Annotated in this window: 17 protein-coding genes; 8 read left to right on the top strand and 9 right to left on the bottom strand. The window is 69.9% G+C overall.

The features are described 5' to 3' along the window. Position 1: 1 nt before the first annotated feature. Positions 2-166, bottom strand: coding sequence for a 50S ribosomal protein L33 (rpmG, locus tag ACZ7MF_RS29025; RefSeq protein WP_003975405.1), 165 nt, complete (start codon positions 164-166; stop codon positions 2-4). 72 nt (positions 167-238) lie between these two features. Between rpmG and rpmB the strand changes: the two genes are divergently transcribed. Genes rpmB through ACZ7MF_RS29010 form a run of 3 tightly spaced genes read left to right on the top strand, consistent with a single transcriptional unit; the run spans position 239 to position 1,438 of the window. Then, positions 239-475, top strand: coding sequence for a 50S ribosomal protein L28 (gene rpmB, locus ACZ7MF_RS29020; RefSeq protein ID WP_471481049.1), 237 nt, complete (start codon positions 239-241; stop codon positions 473-475). Next, complete coding sequence (gene rpsN / locus ACZ7MF_RS29015) at positions 475-780, top strand: 30S ribosomal protein S14 (protein ID WP_471481047.1); 306 nt, start codon at positions 475-477, stop codon at positions 778-780. The genes rpmB and rpsN overlap by 1 nt, the downstream gene beginning before the upstream one ends. Positions 781-832: 52 nt before the next feature. Further along, entirely contained in the window at positions 833-1,438 is a 606-nt protein-coding gene (locus ACZ7MF_RS29010; RefSeq protein ID WP_471481045.1) for a hypothetical protein, read from the top strand. On the opposite strand, the gene ACZ7MF_RS29005 is transcribed toward ACZ7MF_RS29010, so the two are convergent. Then, positions 1,397-2,662, bottom strand: a complete 1,266-nt coding sequence (locus ACZ7MF_RS29005) for a DUF2786 domain-containing protein (RefSeq protein WP_471481043.1) — start codon at positions 2,660-2,662, stop codon at positions 1,397-1,399. The two genes, ACZ7MF_RS29010 and ACZ7MF_RS29005, sit on opposite strands and share 42 nt — an antisense overlap. A gap of 86 nt (positions 2,663-2,748) precedes the next feature. Between ACZ7MF_RS29005 and ACZ7MF_RS29000 the strand changes: the two genes are divergently transcribed. From ACZ7MF_RS29000 to ACZ7MF_RS28990, 3 genes are all read left to right on the top strand, one after another. Continuing rightward, entirely contained in the window at positions 2,749-3,381 is a 633-nt protein-coding gene (locus ACZ7MF_RS29000; protein ID WP_471481041.1) for a LysE family translocator, read from the top strand. A 70-nt stretch (positions 3,382-3,451) separates the two neighbouring features. Then, positions 3,452-4,234: a Clp protease N-terminal domain-containing protein gene (locus ACZ7MF_RS28995; RefSeq protein WP_471481039.1), complete on the top strand. Its 783-nt coding sequence runs from the start codon at positions 3,452-3,454 to the stop codon at positions 4,232-4,234. Positions 4,235-4,297: 63 nt separating this feature from the next. Beyond that, the gene (locus ACZ7MF_RS28990; RefSeq protein WP_471481037.1) at positions 4,298-5,989 is read left to right on the top strand and encodes a bifunctional 3'-5' exonuclease/DNA polymerase; all 1,692 of its coding nucleotides are present in this window, start codon (positions 4,298-4,300) and stop codon (positions 5,987-5,989) included. Positions 5,990-6,052: 63 nt separating this feature from the next. On the opposite strand, the gene ACZ7MF_RS28985 is transcribed toward ACZ7MF_RS28990, so the two are convergent. From ACZ7MF_RS28985 to ACZ7MF_RS28975, 3 genes are all read right to left on the bottom strand, one after another. Next, on the bottom strand, positions 6,053-6,973 hold the full coding sequence (locus ACZ7MF_RS28985; RefSeq protein ID WP_471481035.1) for a quinone oxidoreductase family protein: 921 nt from the start codon (positions 6,971-6,973) through the stop codon (positions 6,053-6,055). Positions 6,974-6,976: 3 nt separating this feature from the next. Beyond that, on the bottom strand, positions 6,977-7,741 hold the full coding sequence (locus ACZ7MF_RS28980; protein WP_356859662.1) for an SDR family oxidoreductase: 765 nt from the start codon (positions 7,739-7,741) through the stop codon (positions 6,977-6,979). A 65-nt stretch (positions 7,742-7,806) separates the two neighbouring features. Continuing rightward, positions 7,807-8,457, bottom strand: coding sequence for a ScbR family autoregulator-binding transcription factor (locus tag ACZ7MF_RS28975; protein WP_471481032.1), 651 nt, complete (start codon positions 8,455-8,457; stop codon positions 7,807-7,809). A 242-nt stretch (positions 8,458-8,699) separates the two neighbouring features. On the opposite strand from ACZ7MF_RS28975, the gene ACZ7MF_RS28970 reads away from it, so the two are divergent. Next, a complete protein-coding gene (locus ACZ7MF_RS28970) occupies positions 8,700-9,629 on the top strand; it encodes a ScbA/BarX family gamma-butyrolactone biosynthesis protein (protein WP_471481030.1) in 930 nt (309 codons plus the stop codon). 27 nt (positions 9,630-9,656) lie between these two features. Here ACZ7MF_RS28970 and ACZ7MF_RS28965 read toward each other — a convergent pair whose 3' ends face one another. Further along, positions 9,657-10,922 carry a cytochrome P450 family protein gene (locus ACZ7MF_RS28965; RefSeq protein WP_471481028.1) on the bottom strand — a complete coding sequence of 422 codons (1,266 nt, stop codon included), beginning with the start codon at positions 10,920-10,922 and terminating at the stop codon, positions 9,657-9,659. Between the two features lie 168 nt (positions 10,923-11,090). Continuing rightward, entirely contained in the window at positions 11,091-11,726 is a 636-nt protein-coding gene (locus ACZ7MF_RS28960; RefSeq protein WP_471481026.1) for a ScbR family autoregulator-binding transcription factor, read from the bottom strand. A 429-nt stretch (positions 11,727-12,155) separates the two neighbouring features. Here ACZ7MF_RS28960 and ACZ7MF_RS28955 point away from each other — a divergent pair, with 429 nt between their 5' ends. After that, positions 12,156-12,539 carry an STAS domain-containing protein gene (locus ACZ7MF_RS28955; protein WP_471481024.1) on the top strand — a complete coding sequence of 128 codons (384 nt, stop codon included), beginning with the start codon at positions 12,156-12,158 and terminating at the stop codon, positions 12,537-12,539. Positions 12,540-12,579: 40 nt separating this feature from the next. Here the strand turns inward: ACZ7MF_RS28955 and ACZ7MF_RS28950 are convergent, their stop codons facing one another. Together ACZ7MF_RS28950 and ACZ7MF_RS28945 are read right to left on the bottom strand one after the other, a co-directional pair. Then, complete coding sequence (locus ACZ7MF_RS28950; RefSeq protein ID WP_471481022.1) at positions 12,580-13,779, bottom strand: PP2C family protein-serine/threonine phosphatase; 1,200 nt, start codon at positions 13,777-13,779, stop codon at positions 12,580-12,582. A gap of 654 nt (positions 13,780-14,433) precedes the next feature. Then, complete coding sequence (locus tag ACZ7MF_RS28945; RefSeq protein ID WP_471481020.1) at positions 14,434-17,895, bottom strand: DEAD/DEAH box helicase family protein; 3,462 nt, start codon at positions 17,893-17,895, stop codon at positions 14,434-14,436. Positions 17,896-17,962: the final 67 nt, after the last annotated feature.

Below are 17,962 nucleotides of genomic sequence, written 5' to 3'. Positions count from 1 at the left end.
CTCAGCGCTCCTCTCGGAAGTCGACGTGGCGGCCGGCCGCCGGGTCGTACTTGCGCAGGACCAGCCGGTCGGGGTCGTTGCGGCGGTTCTTGCGGGTGACGTAGGTGTAGCCGGTCCCGGCGGTGGACCGGAGCTTGATGACCGGACGGAGTTCGTTGCGTGCCATGCTGCTATCTTACTGAAAATGAATTCCATTAACAGCTAGGACCCGTCCGGTCCGGAGGAGAGGTACGTCACCGTGTCCGCCCACTGCATGCTGACCGGGGCCCGGCCGGGCTTCGGCAACCGCATCTCCCACTCGCACCGGCGCACTCCGCGCCGCTTCGACCCCAACATCCAGACCAGGCGCTACTGGCTGCCGAGCGAGAACCGGCATGTGCGGCTGCGGCTGAGCACGAAGGGGATCAGGACGGTCGACTCGATCGGCGTCGAGGCGGCCGTGGCGCGCATCCGTGCCCGCGGGGTGAGGATCTGATGGCGAAGAAGAGCAAGATCGCGAAGAACGAGCAGCGCCGGGAGATCGTCGCGCGGTACGCGGCACGCCGGGCCGAGCTGAAGGAGGTCCTCCGCCGCCCCTCCTCGACGGAGGCCGAACGGCTCGCCGCCCAGCGGGAACTGCGCAGGCAGCCGCGCGACGCGAGCCCCACGCGGGTGCGCAACCGCGACCAGGTCGACGGACGCCCGCGCGGATACTTCCGGGTCTTCGGGCTCTCCCGGGTCAATCTGCGCGAGCAGGCGCACGCCGGGCATCTTCCCGGGGTGCGCAAGTCGTCCTGGTAGCTTGCGGCTGTTCGGGGCCGAACGGCCGTCCGGCTACAGCTTGGAGCTTCCGGTGACGTGGGTGACTGCGGGGAACACGGCGAGCACGGAGAACACGGCGCGCACGGACGCCGGGTACGGCGGGGTCGCGCTCCGGCGGACGCGGCGGTCCGTGCGGGCCGGGGTGCTGGCCCTCGGGCTGGTGGGGGCGCTGGTCCTGACCGCGTGCACCGACGGCGGTGACCCCGACGGCGGCGGTTCGGACGAGGGCTCCGGCGGCGACAAGTCCTCGGCGGCGCCCGGCGCGTCCGCGAGTACGGACCCGGGCGGCGACGCGGGCGGATCGCCGTCCGCCGGTGCCGCGGGCGAGCTGGAGGGCAGCTGGCTGGCGACCACCGACGGCCAGGCCGTCGCCCTGATGGTCACCGGCGACAAGGCGGCCCTGTTCGCGACCGGCGGGACCGTGTGCAGCGGTACGACGCAGGAGACCTCGGGCACCCGGACGATCCGCCTCAAGTGCGCCGACGGCAGCGCCGACCGCGCGACCGGCAAGGTCGGCGCGGTCGACGCCGACTCGCTCACGGTGGCCTGGGAGGGCGAGCTGGGCGAGGAGACGTACACCAGGTCGGAGGGCGGCTCACTGCCGCCGGGACTGCCGACCACCGGCATCGGTTCCTGAGCGCGGCTTCGGCCCCCGGGTCCCCGGGGTCTGCTCCAGCGGGCGGTGGCGGCCGACCCGGGCGGCGTCGGCCGCGCGGGTGCCCTCCGTCCAGCCGGCCGCGTCCACGGCGCCGCGCAGACGGGTCGTGGTCGTCTCCGGGAACATGCGCTCCATCCGGTCGGTGACCGCGGCCTCGCGGGAGGCGAGCACCGGCAGGAGGTCCGCGTGCGCCGCCCCCGGCGCCCCCGTGGTGGCCGCTCCCGTCGCCGCTTCCGTGGCTGCATGTGTGGCTGCTTCCGCCGCGGCCCGCAGCCTGGTGCCCGCGCGGTGGGCGTAGGCGGCGAGGAACGACTGCCGGAAGGTCTTGGTGCGCTTGCGACCGCCGGCCCGCTGGCCGGCCTCCGCCTTCGTCATCGCGGCCTCGGCCTGCACCAGCAGGGAGGTGTAGAGGAGTTCGACCGCCTCCAGGTCGGACTCGAACCCGACGACGGTGGAGAAGCCGAAGGGCTCGTTCCACACGGCCCCGCAGTGGTTGGCGTCGGCCACCGCGTCCAGCAGCACGGCCTTGGCCTGCTCGTAGGGCGGCTCCACCCCGATCCGGCAGGCCCCCGGCGTGTCGGGCGAGGACGCGTGTCCGTGCGCCTGCGCGGCCAGCAGCGCCTCGTCGACGCTGTGCCGCGCCATCAGCTCCTGCGCCTTCGCGCTCAGCGCCTCCGCCTCCTCCGGATACCCGGTCGCCTCCGCCTTGGCGAGCAGCGCGCGGATGCGGGCGAGGGCCCGGGACTCCGGCCGGTTCTCCCGGCCCCGGCGCGGACCCTCCCCCACCTCCAGCGGCTCCAGACCGGGCAGCCGCAGCAGCAGGCGGTACAGCTCCAGTACGGCGGTGGCGTGCGAGAAGCGGTCGGTACGGGGCTGCGCCGCCCCGTCCCCGCCCGGCAGGTCGTCGAGCTGCGCGGCCCAGCGGGGACCGCGCGCACGGTCGGCGGACGCCTGGGCGCGGATCAGCACGGCCACCAGCCGTACGTGCACGTCGTCCAGTTCGCGGCGCACGATCCGTACGAGGTCGGCGGGCTGCCAGCCGCGCCGCCAGGCCGTGGCCACGAACTCCTCTCCGCGGCGGGCCAGTTCCGCGTCCGCCGCCGGATCGGCCGCGAGCAGCGAGGCGGCGGCGTCCAGGGCGTCGTCGGCGGTGTCGTACAGGGCGGTCTCGAAGGCGCGGTCGACGGTGCGGGGCGTACTCACCCGGCGATGGTGCCACGGCCGCCGGGCCCGTCTCACTCCGCGGAATTCGGCCGGGCCCGCGCCCGCCCGCGCCGACCATGACCCACATGATGGACACGACTCTCTATCTGGCGTTCCTCGTCGCCGCCTTCGCCCTGTGCATCACGCCGGGCCCCGACATGATGTTCATCGTGGCGATGGGCGGGCGGGGCGGTCCCGCGGCCGGTGTGATGGCCGCGTTCGGGGTGGCCTGCGCGATGCTGGTGCACGCGGTCGCCGCGGCCCTCGGGCTGTCGGCCCTCTTCACGACGCTGCCCACGCTGTACCACGTGCTGCGCTGGGCGGGCGCGGCCTATCTGCTGTATCTGGCGGTGAAGGCCTTCCGGGACCGGTCGGTGCCGGGCGCGGACGATGCGGCTCCGCGGGCCGCGGGGATGCGGCGGGCCTTCTGGCAGGGCGCGATCACGAACCTGCTCAATCCCAAGGTGATCCTCTTCAATGTGGCGTTCCTGCCGCAGTTCGTCGACCCTTCGCTCGGGCATGTCCCGGGCCAGTTGCTGGTGCTCGGCGGAACGCTGGTGGTGATGGGTTTCCTGTGGGACGGATTCGTCGGGCTGCTCTCGGGGCGGCTGGCGAGTCTCCTCAGACGCAGTGCCCGGGTGAATCGCTGGCTCAACATCGTCTCCGGGACGGTGTTCACGGGGCTGGCGGTGCGTCTGGTGGTGGCGTCGCCGAAGTGACGGCGGGCCGGGACCGAGGAGGTGTCAACCAACAGTTGACACTCCATGGGAGGCAACCTACGGTTGACACATGACGACGAACCCGAGCATCACGTCATCCGTACGCCTCGACGAACTCATCACCGCGATCAAGAAGGTGCATCCGGAGCCGCTGGAACAGCTCCAGGACGCCGTCATCGCCGGCGAGCACCTCGGAGAGGTGGCCGACCACCTCATCGGCCACTTCGTGGACCAGGCCCGGCGTTCGGGCGCGTCCTGGACGGACATCGGCAAGAGCATGGGGGTCACCCGCCAGGCGGCGCAGAAGCGCTTCGTGACCAAGGAATCGGCCGACCTGGACGCGAGCCAGGGCTTCAGCCGCTACACGCCCCGCGCGCGCAACGTCGTGATGAGCGCCCACAACGCGGCCAAGACCGCCGGCAACGCCGAGGGCCTGCCCGAGCACCTCGTCCTCGGCCTGGTCACCGAGCGCGAGAGTCTCTCCGCCAAGGCGATCGCCGCACAGGGCGTGACCCTGGACGCGATCCGCGAGGCGGCGACCGCGGCGCTCCCGCCGGCCGCCGCGGAGGTCCCGGAGCTGGTGCCCTACGGCTCCGCGGCCAAGAAGGTCCTCGAACTCACCTTCCGCGAGGCCCTGCGTCTCGGCCACAACTACATCGGCACGGAGCACATCCTGCTCGCCCTGCTGGAGCACGAGCACGGCGAGGGCGTGCTGAGCGGGCTCGGCCTCGACAAGGAGGCGACGGAGCGGTACGTCGTCGACGCGGTGGCGGAGTTCATCCACCTCACCGAGAAGGCCGAGAAGACCGAGGCGAGCGGGGACGGCGGGGGCGGGTCCACCGGGGAAGCCTGAGCGAGCCACCAGGCGACGGCCGTGGCTACGGCCGTTGTCAGTCCCGCCTGCGACACTCGCGACATGGCCGAGAGGTGGGCGCTCGCGGTGGCCGAGGGCGGTGGCGTGGAGGTCGCCCCCCTCGGCCCCGACGGGCTGCCCGCCGGACCCGTGCGGCAGGAGCCCGGTCTCGCCGAGGCCGTCCGGGCCAGGCCGGACGTCGCGCGCTGGGTGTGGCGGTCCACCGCCGAGACCGCGCCGCGCCTGCTCGCCGCGGGAGTGCGAGTGGAGCGGTGCTACGACGTGGAGGCCGCCGAGGCCCTCCTGCTCGGCCACGAGGGGCGGCACGGGGAGCCGCACTCGGCCGCGGCCGCCCTGGCCCGGCTGCGCGGCGGCCCCGTACCGCCCGACCCGCCGCAGCGCTCCGCCGAGCCCGGCGCACAGTCCTCGCTGTTCGAACCCCAGGCCGTCCACCTCCCCCTGTCGGACCTGCTCTCCGTCTACGCCGAGCAGCAGCGCCGGCACGACCGCTCGGCCCTCCCCGACCGGCTGCGGCTGCTGACGGCGGCCGAGTCGGCGGGGATGCTGGTGGCCGCCGAGATGAACCGCGCGGGGCTGCCCTGGCGGGCCGACGTGCACCGCGAGGTCCTGCACGGCCTGCTGGGCGAGCGGTATGCGGGCGGGGGCGAGCCGCGCCGCCTGGCCGAGCTGGCGGAGGAGGTGTCGGCGGCGTTCGGGCGCCGGGTGCGGCCCGACCTCCCCGCGGACGTGGTCAAGGCGTTCGGGCAGGCGGGCGTGAAGGTCGCCTCCACCCGCCGGTGGGAGCTGGAGTCGCTGGACCACCCGGCCGTGAAGCCGCTGATCGAGTACAAGCAGCTGTACCGGATCTGGGTCGCCCACGGCTGGTCCTGGCTCCAGGACTGGGTGCGCGACGGCCGGTTCCGCCCCGAGTTCCTGGCCGGCGGCACCGTGACCGGACGCTGGGTGACCAACGGCGGGGGCGGGCTGCAGATCCCCAAGGTGATCCGGCGGGCCGTCGTCGCCGACCCGGGCTGGCGGCTGGTCGTCGCCGACGCCGACCAGATGGAGCCGCGCGTGCTCGCGGCGATCTCCCGCGACCCCGGTCTGATGGAGGTGGCCGGCCGGGAGACCGACCTCTACCAGTCCGTCTCCGACCGCGCCTTCTCCGGCGACCGCGCCCAGGCCAAGCTCGCCGTGCTCGGCGCGGTCTACGGCCAGACGTCCGGCGACGGCCTGAAGAACCTCGCCGCGCTCAGACGCCGCTTCCCGAGGGCTGTGGCGTACGTCGACGACGCGGCGCGCGCGGGCGAGGAGGGCCGGCTCGTGCGCACCTGGCTGGGCCGCACCTGCCCGCCCGCGGCCGGCGCGGCCGACGGCACCGAGGAGGCGGGCCTGCCGCAGGACGAACCCGCCGACTCCGGGGACCGCGCCCGGGAGTGGGTGCCGGGGTACGCCTCCACCAACGCCCGTGCGCGGGGCCGCTTCGCCCGCAACTTCGTCGTACAGGGCAGCGCCGCCGACTGGGCCCTGCTCCTGCTCGCGGCCCTGCGGCAGACCTGCGCGGACATGGCGGCCGAGCTGGTCTTCTTCCAGCACGACGAGGTGATCGTGCACTGTCCCGAGGAGGAGGCCGACACCGTCGTCGCGGCGATCCGGGACGCGGCGGAGCTGGCGGGACGACTGACGTTCGGTGCGACCCCGGTGCGGTTCCCGTTCACGACGGCGGTGGTGGAGTGCTACGCGGACGCGAAGTGAGCGACGTACGGCGGGCGCGACCGGGCGTCCCGGACCACGGGGCGCCCGATCACAGGGTGCGGATCACGGGACGAGCGTCACCTTTCCCGTCGTACGCCGGGCCAGCAGGTCCTCGTGCGCCCTGCGCGTCTCGGACAGCGGATACGCGGCACCGGCCACGGGGCGCAGTCGCCCCCGGGCCGTCAGTGCGAGCATCTCCTTCAGCGGGCCGGTGACCGCCCCCGGGCGGGCCAGCGTGGGCCGCAGCCAGAAGCCCACGACCGACGCGTTCAACCGTCCCAGCCGCCCCGGGTCCACGGGGGTGAAGGTGGAACGGGAGGCGTTGCCGTACGAGACGAGGCGGCCGAAGTCCGCGAGTGAGGCGAGTGCCTGATCGAAGAGCTCGCCCCCGGTGGCGTCGAGCACGATGTCCGCACGCTCGTCCAGCGGGTAGCAGGCGATGCCGTCCGCCCCCAGGGACAGGGCCAGTTCGCGTTTGGCGGCCGTGGAGGCCTGGGCGAGGACCCGCCCGGCTCCGAGGTGACCCGCCAGCTGGACGGCCAGGCTGCCGACGCCCCCCGCGGCGGCGTGCACCACGACGGTCTCACCGGCCTGCAGGCGGGCGGCGCCGACGAGCAGGTGCCATGCGGTCAGGCCCTGGGTGAGCAGGGCGAGGGCGTGCGCCGCCGGCAGGTCCTCGGGGATCTCCACCACCGCGGACTCGTCCGCGACGACACGTTCCGCGTACCCGTTCCGGACCCGGGCCAGCACGCGTCGTCCGTCCTCGGTGCGCCCGACCACCTCGTTTCCCGGGACATGGGGAAGCTGGTCGGCGCTGAGGTAGGAGCCGTCGATCTGGTGGGTGTCCGCGTAGTTGACGCCGGCCGCCTCCACCTCGATCAGCAGCCGGCCCGGCCCGGGCCGGGGAGCCGGCACGGTCACGACCTCCAGCACGTCCGGGCCGCCGAACCGGGCAAACCTCACCGCGCGTATGCGCTCCGGCATGGCTCAGAGCCCCGATCCGCCGCTGACGCTGATCCACTGACCGGTGATCCAGCGCGCGTCGTCGGCGGCGAGAAAGGCCACCGCGTCCGCGATGTCCGCCGGCCGGCCCAGCCGGTTGAAGACGGAGAACGACGCCAGGCCGGCCGTCGCCTCGGGGGACTGGCGCAGCGCGGCGTTCATCTCCGTCTCCACGAAACCGGGCGCGATCGTGTTGACGGTGATGCCGCGCGGGCCGAGGTGCTTGGCGAGCGCCAGGGTGAGGACGTCGACGGCGCCCTTGCTCATGGAGTACGCGATGGACTCCGGGAAGGCCGTGCGGGTGACCGCCGAGGAGACGTTGATGACGCGGCCACCGTCCCGCATGCGTTCCAGGCCGTACTTGGTGATGAAGAACGGCCCCCGGGTGTTGACCGCGAACAGCTCGTCGAAGTGGTCCTCGGTCGCGGCCTCGATGTCACCCACCGGGCCGATGCCCGCGTTGTTGACGAGTATGTCGAGTCCCGGGGCCGCGTCGCGTTCGGCGAGCCCCGCGTCGAAGGCGGCGTAGAGCGTGTGGGCGGCATCCGGGGCACGCAGGTCCGCGCGGACCGGGAAGGCCCGCCCGCCCTTGTCCCGGATCGCGTCCACCGTCCCGGCCGCCGCCGCGTCGTCGCTGCCGTAGTGCACCGCGACGACGGCGCCCTCGGCGGCCAGCCGCTCGGCCGCCGCCCTTCCGATGCCCCTGCTCGCTCCGGTGACCAGCGCTGTCCTGCCCTGCAACGTACCCATGTCCGAGCTCCCCCTGCTCTGTGCGTCGTGTGGCGACGGGTGACGAATACCGTGACCGCGCGGCGTCAGACGGCCTCCACCGGCGCGGTCGGTTTGTTGTCGGCGTACACGCGGGCGCCGCGCTCCGGCGAGGTGTCCACCTGCGCGATCAGGCCGGGCACCGCGACACTCGGCAGCACCAGGTCGTACAGCCTGGAGATCCGTAGGCCGAGATCGCTCAGGTCCGTGGCGGCCTGGGACATCAGCTGTATGCCGGTGAACGCGCCGACCATGGTCTGCGCGACCCCGTCCGGATCGACGTGCGGCAGCAACTCGCCCTGGTCCTTGGCGGCGGCCAGCTGCCATACCGCCTGTCCCACCCAGTCCCGCCACGGATGACCGAAGAAGCGCCGGGCACTCTGGTCGGTCGCGATCCGCGCGGCCCCCCTCAACAGGGGTTCCCGAGGCAGCCGGTGGGCGAGTACGAGCCCCGTGTCCACGAAGGACTGGATCCTGATCGGCTGGAGCGGCGGAACCTCTATCACCGCGTGCTCCAGGACACCGCGTGCCAGCTCCTCCTTGGAACCGAAGTGGAAGTACAGCGCGCCCTTGGTCACGTTGGCCCGATCCAGTACGTCCTGGATGGTGGCCGACTCGTAGCCGTTCTCGGCGAACACGGCACCCGCGGCCTCGAGTACCGCGTTACGCGTCCGGATCGCGCGCTCCTGCCGTGCCATGCGGACTCCTGGTGCTCATCACAGGGGAGAACATCTCCCGACTTCCAAACCGGTGCGTCCGTATTGTACGCGGCCGACGGCCAGGCTAGCCAGGGAACTTTCGATTCGACCGCGCTTTTCGCACTCCCTCTGGAAGTAAATGTTCCGCTTATTGTCAAAATGTCCCTAGAAAAAGAACAGGATAGACCGTATGTTTCTCCCCGCGAAGCACTTCTCCGTGCCATCGTCATCCGGGGGGAAAGTTGATCACCGCATTCTGGGACCCGTCCGAGACCGTCACCACGGTCTGCCCCGCATCACCGGCCCGCGGGGAGACGAAGGCCGGGCTGCCTCCGGCCTTCGCCCACCGGGTCGCCACCGAGGACGTACTCGTCACGGGCTGGCAACGACACAGCACCACCGACTTCTCCGTCGACCTCGACTGGTCGGGCACACACGCGTACTTCGCGCCGGCCCGGGGAAACACGCACCATCACATGCTCGTCGCCCAGACCCTGCGCCAGGTCGGCCTCGGTCTCGCGCACGCCGAGCTCGGAGTCCCCCAAGGGCACCACTTCCTGCTCAACGACCTGTCGTACTCGCTGGATCCCCGTCATCGCACCGACACCACCACTGCGGTCACGGCGACGGTCGAGTACACATGGACCGGCCGGCGCGGCCTCGAGGCGCGGATAGACCTGTGCCAGGGCGAGCGGCGCTTCGCCGTCAGCCGCTCCGGCTTCACCTGGGTGCCCGACGCCGTGTACCGCAGGCTGCGTGGCGACTTCCTGACGGCCCGTCCGGGACCGCCCGGCACCCCGCTGCCTGCCGCCTCCGTGGGCCGTACGGCGCCGGACGAGGTGGCACTCGCCCCCACCGGTCTGCCGCACCGGTGGGAGCTCATCCACGACACCGGCCACCCCGCCCTGATCGACCACCCGGTCGATCACGTCCCCGGACTGGTCCTCCTGGAAGCGGCACAGCAGGCCGCGTACGCCTTCGCCGACGGGGCGTTCGACCCTGCGGACCTCGCCCTCGAGGCACACCGGTACGTCGAGTTCGAGGCCCCCTGCCTGATCGAGGCCCGGGAGGCGCCCGCCCCCGCGGGCACCCTCGGCGTCGAGGTCACGGGCCGTCAGCGGGGCGAGGTCACCTTCCGCTGCCGCGTCCAGGGCAGCCGCACCCGCGACTGACTCGATCATCCGGCGCGACCGGCCCGTTCAGCCCGTCGACCCGGCGGGCGGGCCGGTCAGTACCGGCAGTTCCTGATGGCCGTTGGACACGAAGGACGCCACCGGCCGCAGCTCCTGCGAGGGAACGGCGAGGGCCAGTCGCGGAAACCGCTCGAAGAGGGCGGACAGCACCACCACGGCCTCCATCCGGGCGAGCGGCGCCCCCAGGCAGTAGTGCACCCCGTGGCCGAAGGCCAGGTGCGAGCCGCGCGAGGGACGGGTGATGTCGAATCGTTCCGCATCGGGGCCGTGCGCGCCCGGATCGCGGCCCGCTCCGGCGACGGACAGCACGATCGCGTCGCCGCGGGGGATGACCACGTCGCCGAGGTCGATGTCGCGCACGGCGTAGCGCAGCAGCAGGTTCGCCGCCGCGGGTTCCCAGCGCAGGGTCTCGTCGACGACGTCGTCCCAGGTGGCTTCGCCGTCGAGGACCATCCGCAACTGGTCGGGGTGGGTGAGCAGCGCGTGCACCGCGTGGTCGATCAGGTTGACGGTGGTCTCGTAACCCGCCGACAGCAGGTGGACCAGCGTGTCGAGGAGTTCCTGGTCGTCGAGCGGCCGGTCGTCCGGCCGGTCGGCGCTCTCGTCCTGCTTGAGGACGAGAGCGCTGGTGAGGTCGTCGGCCGGCTGTTCGCGCTTGGCGGCGACGAGTTCGGTCAGCAGCTCGTAGAGCGCGGCCGCATGCCTGCGGACGTCCTCCGTGCCGGCCGAGGTGTCGAAGAGACAGTCGAAGATGGCGCACAGCTCACCGCGGCGCTTTTCGGACACGCCGAAGAGCTCGCAGATGACGCGCGCGGGCAGCGGTCCCGCGAGGCGGGCCCGAAGGTCGACGGGCCTGCCCGGGGGCAGCGCCGCGATCTCGTCGAGCAGTTCGTGCGTCAGTGCGCGTACGGCGGGCAGCAGCGCCTTGGTGCGGCGCGCGGTGAAGGCACCCGCCACCAGCCTGCGCAGCCGGGTGTGCTCGGAGCCGCTGGCGGTGAACATGCTGCGGATCGAGACCCACATGGACAGCGACCAGTCCTCGGTGACCTCCCCGTCGATCCAGGCAGGCCAGTGCCGGACCGCGCTCTTGGAGACGTCCGGGGAGGTGAGCAGGCGGGTCATGGCCACCGGGTCCGCGACGGCCCACGCCGGCACTCCCTCGGGCAGTTCCACCGGTACCGCGGATCCGCCGCTTCTGATGCGGGCGGCCTCCCCCTGAATGTCCCGGCCCGCGGGATCCATGCTGAACGGGCATCGCTGACGGTCGGCCATGGTGCGTTCCTCCCCCTTGGAATGCTGGTCCTGACGAAGTACGGGCCACGTGTGCGGGCGGGCGGTCACCACGGCCGCTCCCCGTGGCCCGGGCCTGCGATCGCGCCAGCAGAGCATGCCAGTTGGAAAACGGGCCGTCATGTCCGGCCGCATGAAGGGCCCGTGAACTCACGGACCGTCGCGCGCCACGGCCGGGGTGTGCCCGGCCGACGGGTCCACCATCCGGTGCGGGGCGGCGACGCGGGGCAGCACCAACGCCCAGAAGGCGTCGAGATGGTGCGGGGAGCACCACCGCACGTCCCGCAGACCGAGCAGCCCGAGGCCCAGGGTCTGCGAGACGACTATGGCGGTGACGGTGTCCGCCTGCACGTCGTCGCGCACGTCGCCGGCCCGCACGGCGTCGTCGACGAAGCGTCCGACCGAGGCCTGCCACTGGCGGCCGAGGTCGGCCGTCACCCTCCAGGCGCGGTCGAAGTTCAGCTGGAAACCGGCCCGGAACACGGTGTCCGCCGAGAGCATGCCGAGCAGCTCGTGCGACGCCCGGATCAGCGCCTGCAGCGCGTACTCGGCCTGTTCGTCCGCCTCCCGCACCATCTGCCCCAGCGACTCGGCGGCGGCCGACTCCACGGCCTTCGCCAGCTGTGCCTTGTTGGCGAAGTGGAAGTGCAGAGCACCCGTGCTGACTCCTGCCTGCCGGCTGATGGCGCTCAAGGTCGCCTGCGCGTACCCGTGCCGTTCGAAGGCGTCGGCGGCCGCGCGGATCAGGTGCCGGCGGGTGTGGACCGCTCTCTCCTGCTTGATCAACAGACGGCTCCCTGCTGCTCCCCGCTGCGCTCTTCCTGTGGCACTGCACGCTATACATCTTTGAAGAAAAAAACCAGATGTGCCGTATTTGATGCCGCGCAAACAAACACCACATGGCCACTCGAGCCAAGACAGGCGCACCGCAGGGTCCTCGACCTCGGCGGCGGGGCAACCCCGTATCCGCGCAATCGAGGCAACTGATAAACCGATCACGCGGTTTTTAGTCGGTTACGGCTCGGTGATAGAGGGCCTGGACCGGTGCATTTCAGGCAGTGGGGAGACATCCACGGGTGGCGAGTGAGACGGGTTCTTTCCGGCGTCCAGGCGAGAAGCAGGCCCACGCGGCCCCTGGGGGCCGGGCTCTACGCCGCGAACTCGTACCGCTGAACACCGCCGACAACCGGGCGAACCGTCTGGAAGGGGCCGACGGTGACTTCCCCCCTGCGTGCCGACGTCACCGACACCCGCGGCCGGGCCACTGCCCTGACGCCGGCCGGAGAACTCGATTTCAACACTGCCACGGCCCTGCGCAGCAGCGTGGAGAACGCCCTCGCCGGCCACACCATCGTGCTCCTGGACCTGGCCGGGGTCACCTTCTGCGACTCCTCCGGACTCAACACCCTCCTGCGCCTGCGCCGCCAGGCCCAGGACAGCGGCAGCGGCAGCGGCAGCGGCAGCGGCAGCGGCAGCGGCAGCAGGATCGTCCTGGCCGTACCACCGACGCAGATGATGCGCCTGCTCACCGTCACCGGTGCCGGAAGCATCTTCACCGTCCACGGCAGCCTCGCCGAAGCCTGGGAAACACAGGGTTGAGCGCACCGGGCCTCCCGTCCAACCGGCTGCCGCGGCCGGGTCAGATGCCGGCTTCGGCGTTCCCACTGCGGCCCGCGGTACGGGGGCCGTGCCAGTCCAGGCAGATGACGGTGGCGTCGTCCTGCGGATGGCCGTCGCATGCGTCGGTGACCGCCGCGACAAGAGTGCGTACGACTTCGCGGGGGTGCTCAGTCGCGGTGGTACGGATGAGGCCGGGAAGGTCGACGGTCGCGGCCTGGCGTTCCTGCATGCCGTCGGTATAGAGGACGAGACGGTCGCCGGGGCGCAGATCGATGTCCTGTACCTGGTAGGGGCCCTGTGCGACGACGCCGAAGGGCAGGTCGATGTCGAGCTTGATTTCGTCGACCGTGCCGTCGCGCAGCCGTAGCGGCCAGCAGTGGCCGGCGTTGACGAGCTGCGCGCCGCTTCCGTCCAGGGCGATGCGCAACAGCTGGCCGGTGGCGAAGGTGCGCCGTCCGTGGTCCAGGAGTGCCTGGTGGACCTGGCGGGCCTGCTCCTTGAGGTTCATTCCGGCGCGGCGGGCGCCGCGGGAGGCGTTGACCAGCAGGGTCGCCATCAGGGAGGCGTCGACGTCGTGGCCCATGGCATCGGTGACGGACAGATGCAGCATGTCGTGGTCGAGGCTGTAGTCGTAGGTGTCGCCGGCGATGTCGGAAGCCGGAACCAGCGCGCCGGCGAGGGCGAACTCGGCCGCCTCGCAGCAGGGGGCCGAGGGCAGCAGCTGTCTCTGAATCTCGGCGGCCAGGCTCACCGAGGCAGTGCGGTTGCCCCAGTGGTAGAGGTCGGTGAAGCGTCGGTCGGTGACGATGATGTACGCCAGCGCGTGCGCGGCCTCCTCGACCTGCTCCAGCACCTCCTGTGTGACGTGAGTGAGGAACAGCTCCAGGACCCCGATGGTGTCCCCGCGGTTGGTGACCGGAGCGAGCACCCGCTGCCCCTGCCCGCCCTCCGGCGCCTGGACCAGCTTCTGGGTACGCAGAACCTCGTCGTAGACACTGCCGGCCAGAGGAATCTGATCGGCACGGTGTCCTTGCTGCGTGTCCGCCTCCTCGCTGACCCGCAGCAGGCGGCGACCGACGACGTCGACGAACAGGAACGACACGTACCGCGCGCCGAACCGGTCCCGGAGATTGCCCGCCACGACATCGAGGGAGCGCACCGGCGCGGCCTCCTCCGCCGCTGCCAGCACCTCGGACAGTCCGATCCGATCACGCGCCATATCCGCCTCCCAGGGTCACGAGCTCTCCTGCCCGCTGACGCGACAGGCATCACACCTCTGCCACGTGCCGAAGCACCGGCGGCGGCGTGACCAGCAGCGCCGTCACGGCGAGAGCAGCTCCAGGAGCGTCAGAAAGTATGGGGTGCCGGGGGACGCAGTTCGCTTCCACGGCGGTGGCCACATACACCGCAACCCGACCGTGTGACCCGTCATGCCCCAAGCAACAGAAAACCCCAAGCCACGAGCTACGTGACCTGGGGTTCAAATGGAGCCGCCTTCGGGATTCGAACCCGAGACCTACGCATTACGAGGGCCTGCATGATCGTGACGGCAGGTGCCGACTGCTGACTCGGGATCCGTTTCTCCCAGGTCAGAAAGCTACGCCCTTGTTCGCTGTGACGCGTAGTCCATCAGGTGTCACGCCGTCCGCTCACGCAATGCTCACGCAAGAGCGGCCAACTCTCAGCGCTTGCGCAGATCCCTGTGAGGCTCAAGAAGGGTGCTGCCTCCCGCCCACTTGGTTCCGCACACGTGGCAGACGATGTACCACTCGTCACCCACGGCGTTCTCGTCCATGTGCCCGTGCTGCCCAGTTCCAGGGCACTGATCAGCGATCTCTTGTTGGCCCATTGCCTCTTCTCCGTGTCTCGTTGATCACGCCGCGCCGTCGGCAGCGACGGCAGTGGAGCGGATCGAATAAATGACGGACACCATGTCATCCACCTCAGCCTCAGGGAAGATTGCTTCAGGTCCGGTCGGAGCGAGGGCGGTAAACGGCGACTCGTACAGCGCATCGACGTCTATCGTGCCGTTGCGTGCCAGGTAGTCGATCAGCTCGTTGACGAAGCGGAGCTGGTTGGCCGTGAGCGTCTTGCCTTGTTGGAAGGTGTCGAAGGCCAGGGCCGCCGCCTCGCGCTCCAACCCCATGAGCGACCGCAGGAACAGCCCGAGGCCGCCCTTGGCGTCTTTGACGTAGTCGATGTCGGCCGGGGTGCCGAGTCCGGCCTCGACGAAGATCTTCTCCAGCTCCGACAGGTCGAGGGCGGTGATCTGCTTGTTGCGGCGAATCTTCTGGACGGCGAGCTGGTCCTGGTGCGTGTTGAGATAGATCCGGATCTTCTGTTCGAAGCGGGTGAGGTCCGTGCCGATCTCCATACCACTCAGGCTGGCTGCGGTCAGTTCACCGAGCTCGTCCTCGAAGTCGGTGTAGACGATGCTGCGCTTGGTCCTCTCGATGAGCCGGACGAGGCCGCGCAGGCGGCGGCGCATGGTCTCCAACAAGGGCAGCGTGACGTCCTGCCACCACGCGTCGCCTGCGACGTCGTCGAGCAGGATCTGCTGCGCCTTGATCGCAGGGATGGTCAGCTGATCGAGCAGGGTAGACGCGATCTCCTGAACCTGATCACGGAGACGGGTGAAGCTCGGTTCTCCATTCACGACGGCAAGCTGGAGTCGGAGCGCGAGAAGATCGAACCGCTTGGCCTCCTCGCCGGCGTCGTCCTTGTCGCGGAAGGCGGTCGGAAGTCCGGCGAGGTGATCGATGACTTCGCCGTGAGCGTCGGGCGTGAACGCAACCCAGGCATCGAAGTCGGCGAAGGTTTCAACCTGTTCGCGGTGCGGGCGGACCAGGAAATTCTCCGGGTTCATCGCTGTGACCTCGTCGTGCAGCCGGGTGGCGAGGTCCCAACGCAGGCCGGATTCAGTCGCCGTGCCATCAGACTCAGGTTGAGCGGCGATCACCGCAGCCGCTTGGTGATCGCGAGCGGAACTGTCATCGAGGGCAAGAAGCAGATCAGCGCGCCGCTCAAAAATTCGCTGGCTCAGCGAGGGGGCAACCTTGCCTTCGGCGCGCATCAGGTTCTGGTTGAAGAACTCGATGTTTTGGCACAGGTCGAAGACCAGGAAGCCGTCCTTGCTTCGGTTCGGACCGAACAGGTCCGGTGCGAGACGAGTACCGCGGCCGATCATCTGCCAGAACTTGGTCTTGGAGCGCACTAGTTTGAAGAAGACAAGGTTGACGACTTCGGGGACGTCGATGCCGGTGTCCAGCATGTCCACGGAGATGGCGATCTGGAGAAGCTCCGCCGCGTCAGAAAACTTGTCAATCAGACTCTGGGCGTACTCCTTACGATAGGTAATGACCTGCGCGAAGGCGCCCTTGAGATGTGGATAGTTCTTGTCGAAGCGCTCGGCGATGAACTCCGCGTGGTGATTGTTGGCGGCGAAGATGATGGTCTTGCCGAGCTTGTCGCCACCATCGACCTTCAGGCCGTGCGTCATAAGTGTCTGCAGAACCTTGTCGACGGTGTCGGCGTTGAAGAGGTACTTGTTCAGCTCCTCCGTAGTGATCTCGTCAGGAATGTCACCGTCTTCGCTCCACTCCGTCTCATCCCACTTCTCCTTGTCCTCATCGGACAAGTCGTCGTACTTGATGCCGCCACGCTGGAACTTCAGCGGTACGTCGACAGCCCGGGGCGCCACCAGGTAGCCCTCGGCCACCGCCTCGTCCAGGCTGTAGACGTCAGTGGGCACGCCGTCTTCGAGCTCGAAACGCCGATAGGTGTTCCGGTCGACCTCGTCCTTGGGCGTCGCGGTCAGGCCGACGAGAAGCGAGTCAAAGTAGTCGAAGATCGCGCCGTACCGCTGGTAGATCGAACGATGGGCCTCGTCGATGACGATCAGATCAAAGAAGCCAGGGCCGAAGGTACGGCGGCCCTCGGCGTCGGTCTGGTCGATCAGGTTCATCATGGTCGGGTAGGTGGAGACGAACACCCGCGCGTTGGGGTCCTTCTCCTCCAGCAAGTTGATCACCGGGGCGCCGGGCAGATGCTTCTTGAACTCGTTGGTGGCCTGCTTTACCAGGGCCTTGCGGTCGGCAAGGAAGAGGATGCGCTTGGCCCAGTTCGCGCGCATCATCAAGTCGCTCAGCGCGATCACGGTGCGGGTCTTACCGGAGCCGGTCGCCATCACGAGCAGGGCGTGGCGCAGGGAGTCCTTTTCGAAGGAGTCGGCGATTCGCCGTATCGCGCGGGACTGGTAGTGACGGCCGGCGATCTGCTCGTTGATCGGCAGCTTGGCGAGGTTGCGGCGACTAGCCCGGCGCTGAACGAGGAGACGCAGCTCGTCCTTGGTGTAGAAGCCCTGGACCTCGCGGGGCGGGTAGTTGAGGTCGTCGAACAGGTACGTTCGATAGCCGTTGGTGTAGAAGATTACCGGCCGCTGCTTGAACTGCGTTCCCAGGGCATCGGCATAGAGCGTCGCCTGGTACTTGCCCTGCTTCGGATCGCGAGTGGTCCGCTTGGCCTCAACGACAGCCAAGGGCTTACCGTCGTCGTCCCACAGGACGTAGTCGACCTTGCCATTACCAGAGGGCGCGGCCGACGTGGGCAGCCCCGTGACCGGGTATTCACGGTCCCTCGGCTGATCCAGCGCCCAGCCGGCCTCCTTGAGCAGGAGATCGATGATCAGGCTTCGAGTCTCGGCTTCGTTGTAGTCATGAGTGTCCGGCTGCGCTTCGTTCGCGGCCTTGGCTGCCTTGATCTGCGCACGCAGTTGGGCGATCTCAGCGTCGAGATCCTGATTCTTCTTCCGCTCGGCAGCGAGCGCCGCATCTTGCGCGGCATACTTCTCGGCCTGTGCCTTCAGCTCGGCCTGCTTGGCGATCCGGACCTCGGCCGGAACTGGTCTAGGTATCAGCGCTGCGTCGAAGGCCAGCGTGGGCGCCGGCAGTTGGGCCTGGTCGCGGGTGTAGGTGCGGGCCATCCAATACAGGACATGGAAGAGCTCAGCGACCGTACGCACCGCGTCCTTCGGGACGATGGGCGTCTTGCGGTGCACGGCGACGTTCCCCTGCCGCCGAATCACATCCATCTTCGCCCGGATTGCAGGACCGGCCACCTTCACCAGTGTTGGCTCGGCGATCAACGCCGCTAGATCATCGTGATACGGCAGCTTGAGCGTGTCGTCCGCTTCAAACAGCCACGTCACCGCGAGCTCCAGCACCCGGCGCGCATAGAACGCGGACGCCCGCGGATCCGCGTACGCGAGCCTCTCTGCCCGGACCGCCTCGGTGTGCAGTCCTGGCCACTCGGCCTGGAGGAACCTGAAGTTACTCACGGTAGTGGCCTTTCACTGGTGCGGGAGGTGGGCTGAGCGATACAGGGACGTGCGGGCACGTGGCAGC

The organism is Streptomyces sp. NPDC111628 (assembly GCF_055635195.1).
The sequence above is the reverse complement of the archived record's forward strand: the minus strand, read 5'-3'. Positions and strand labels throughout refer to the sequence as shown.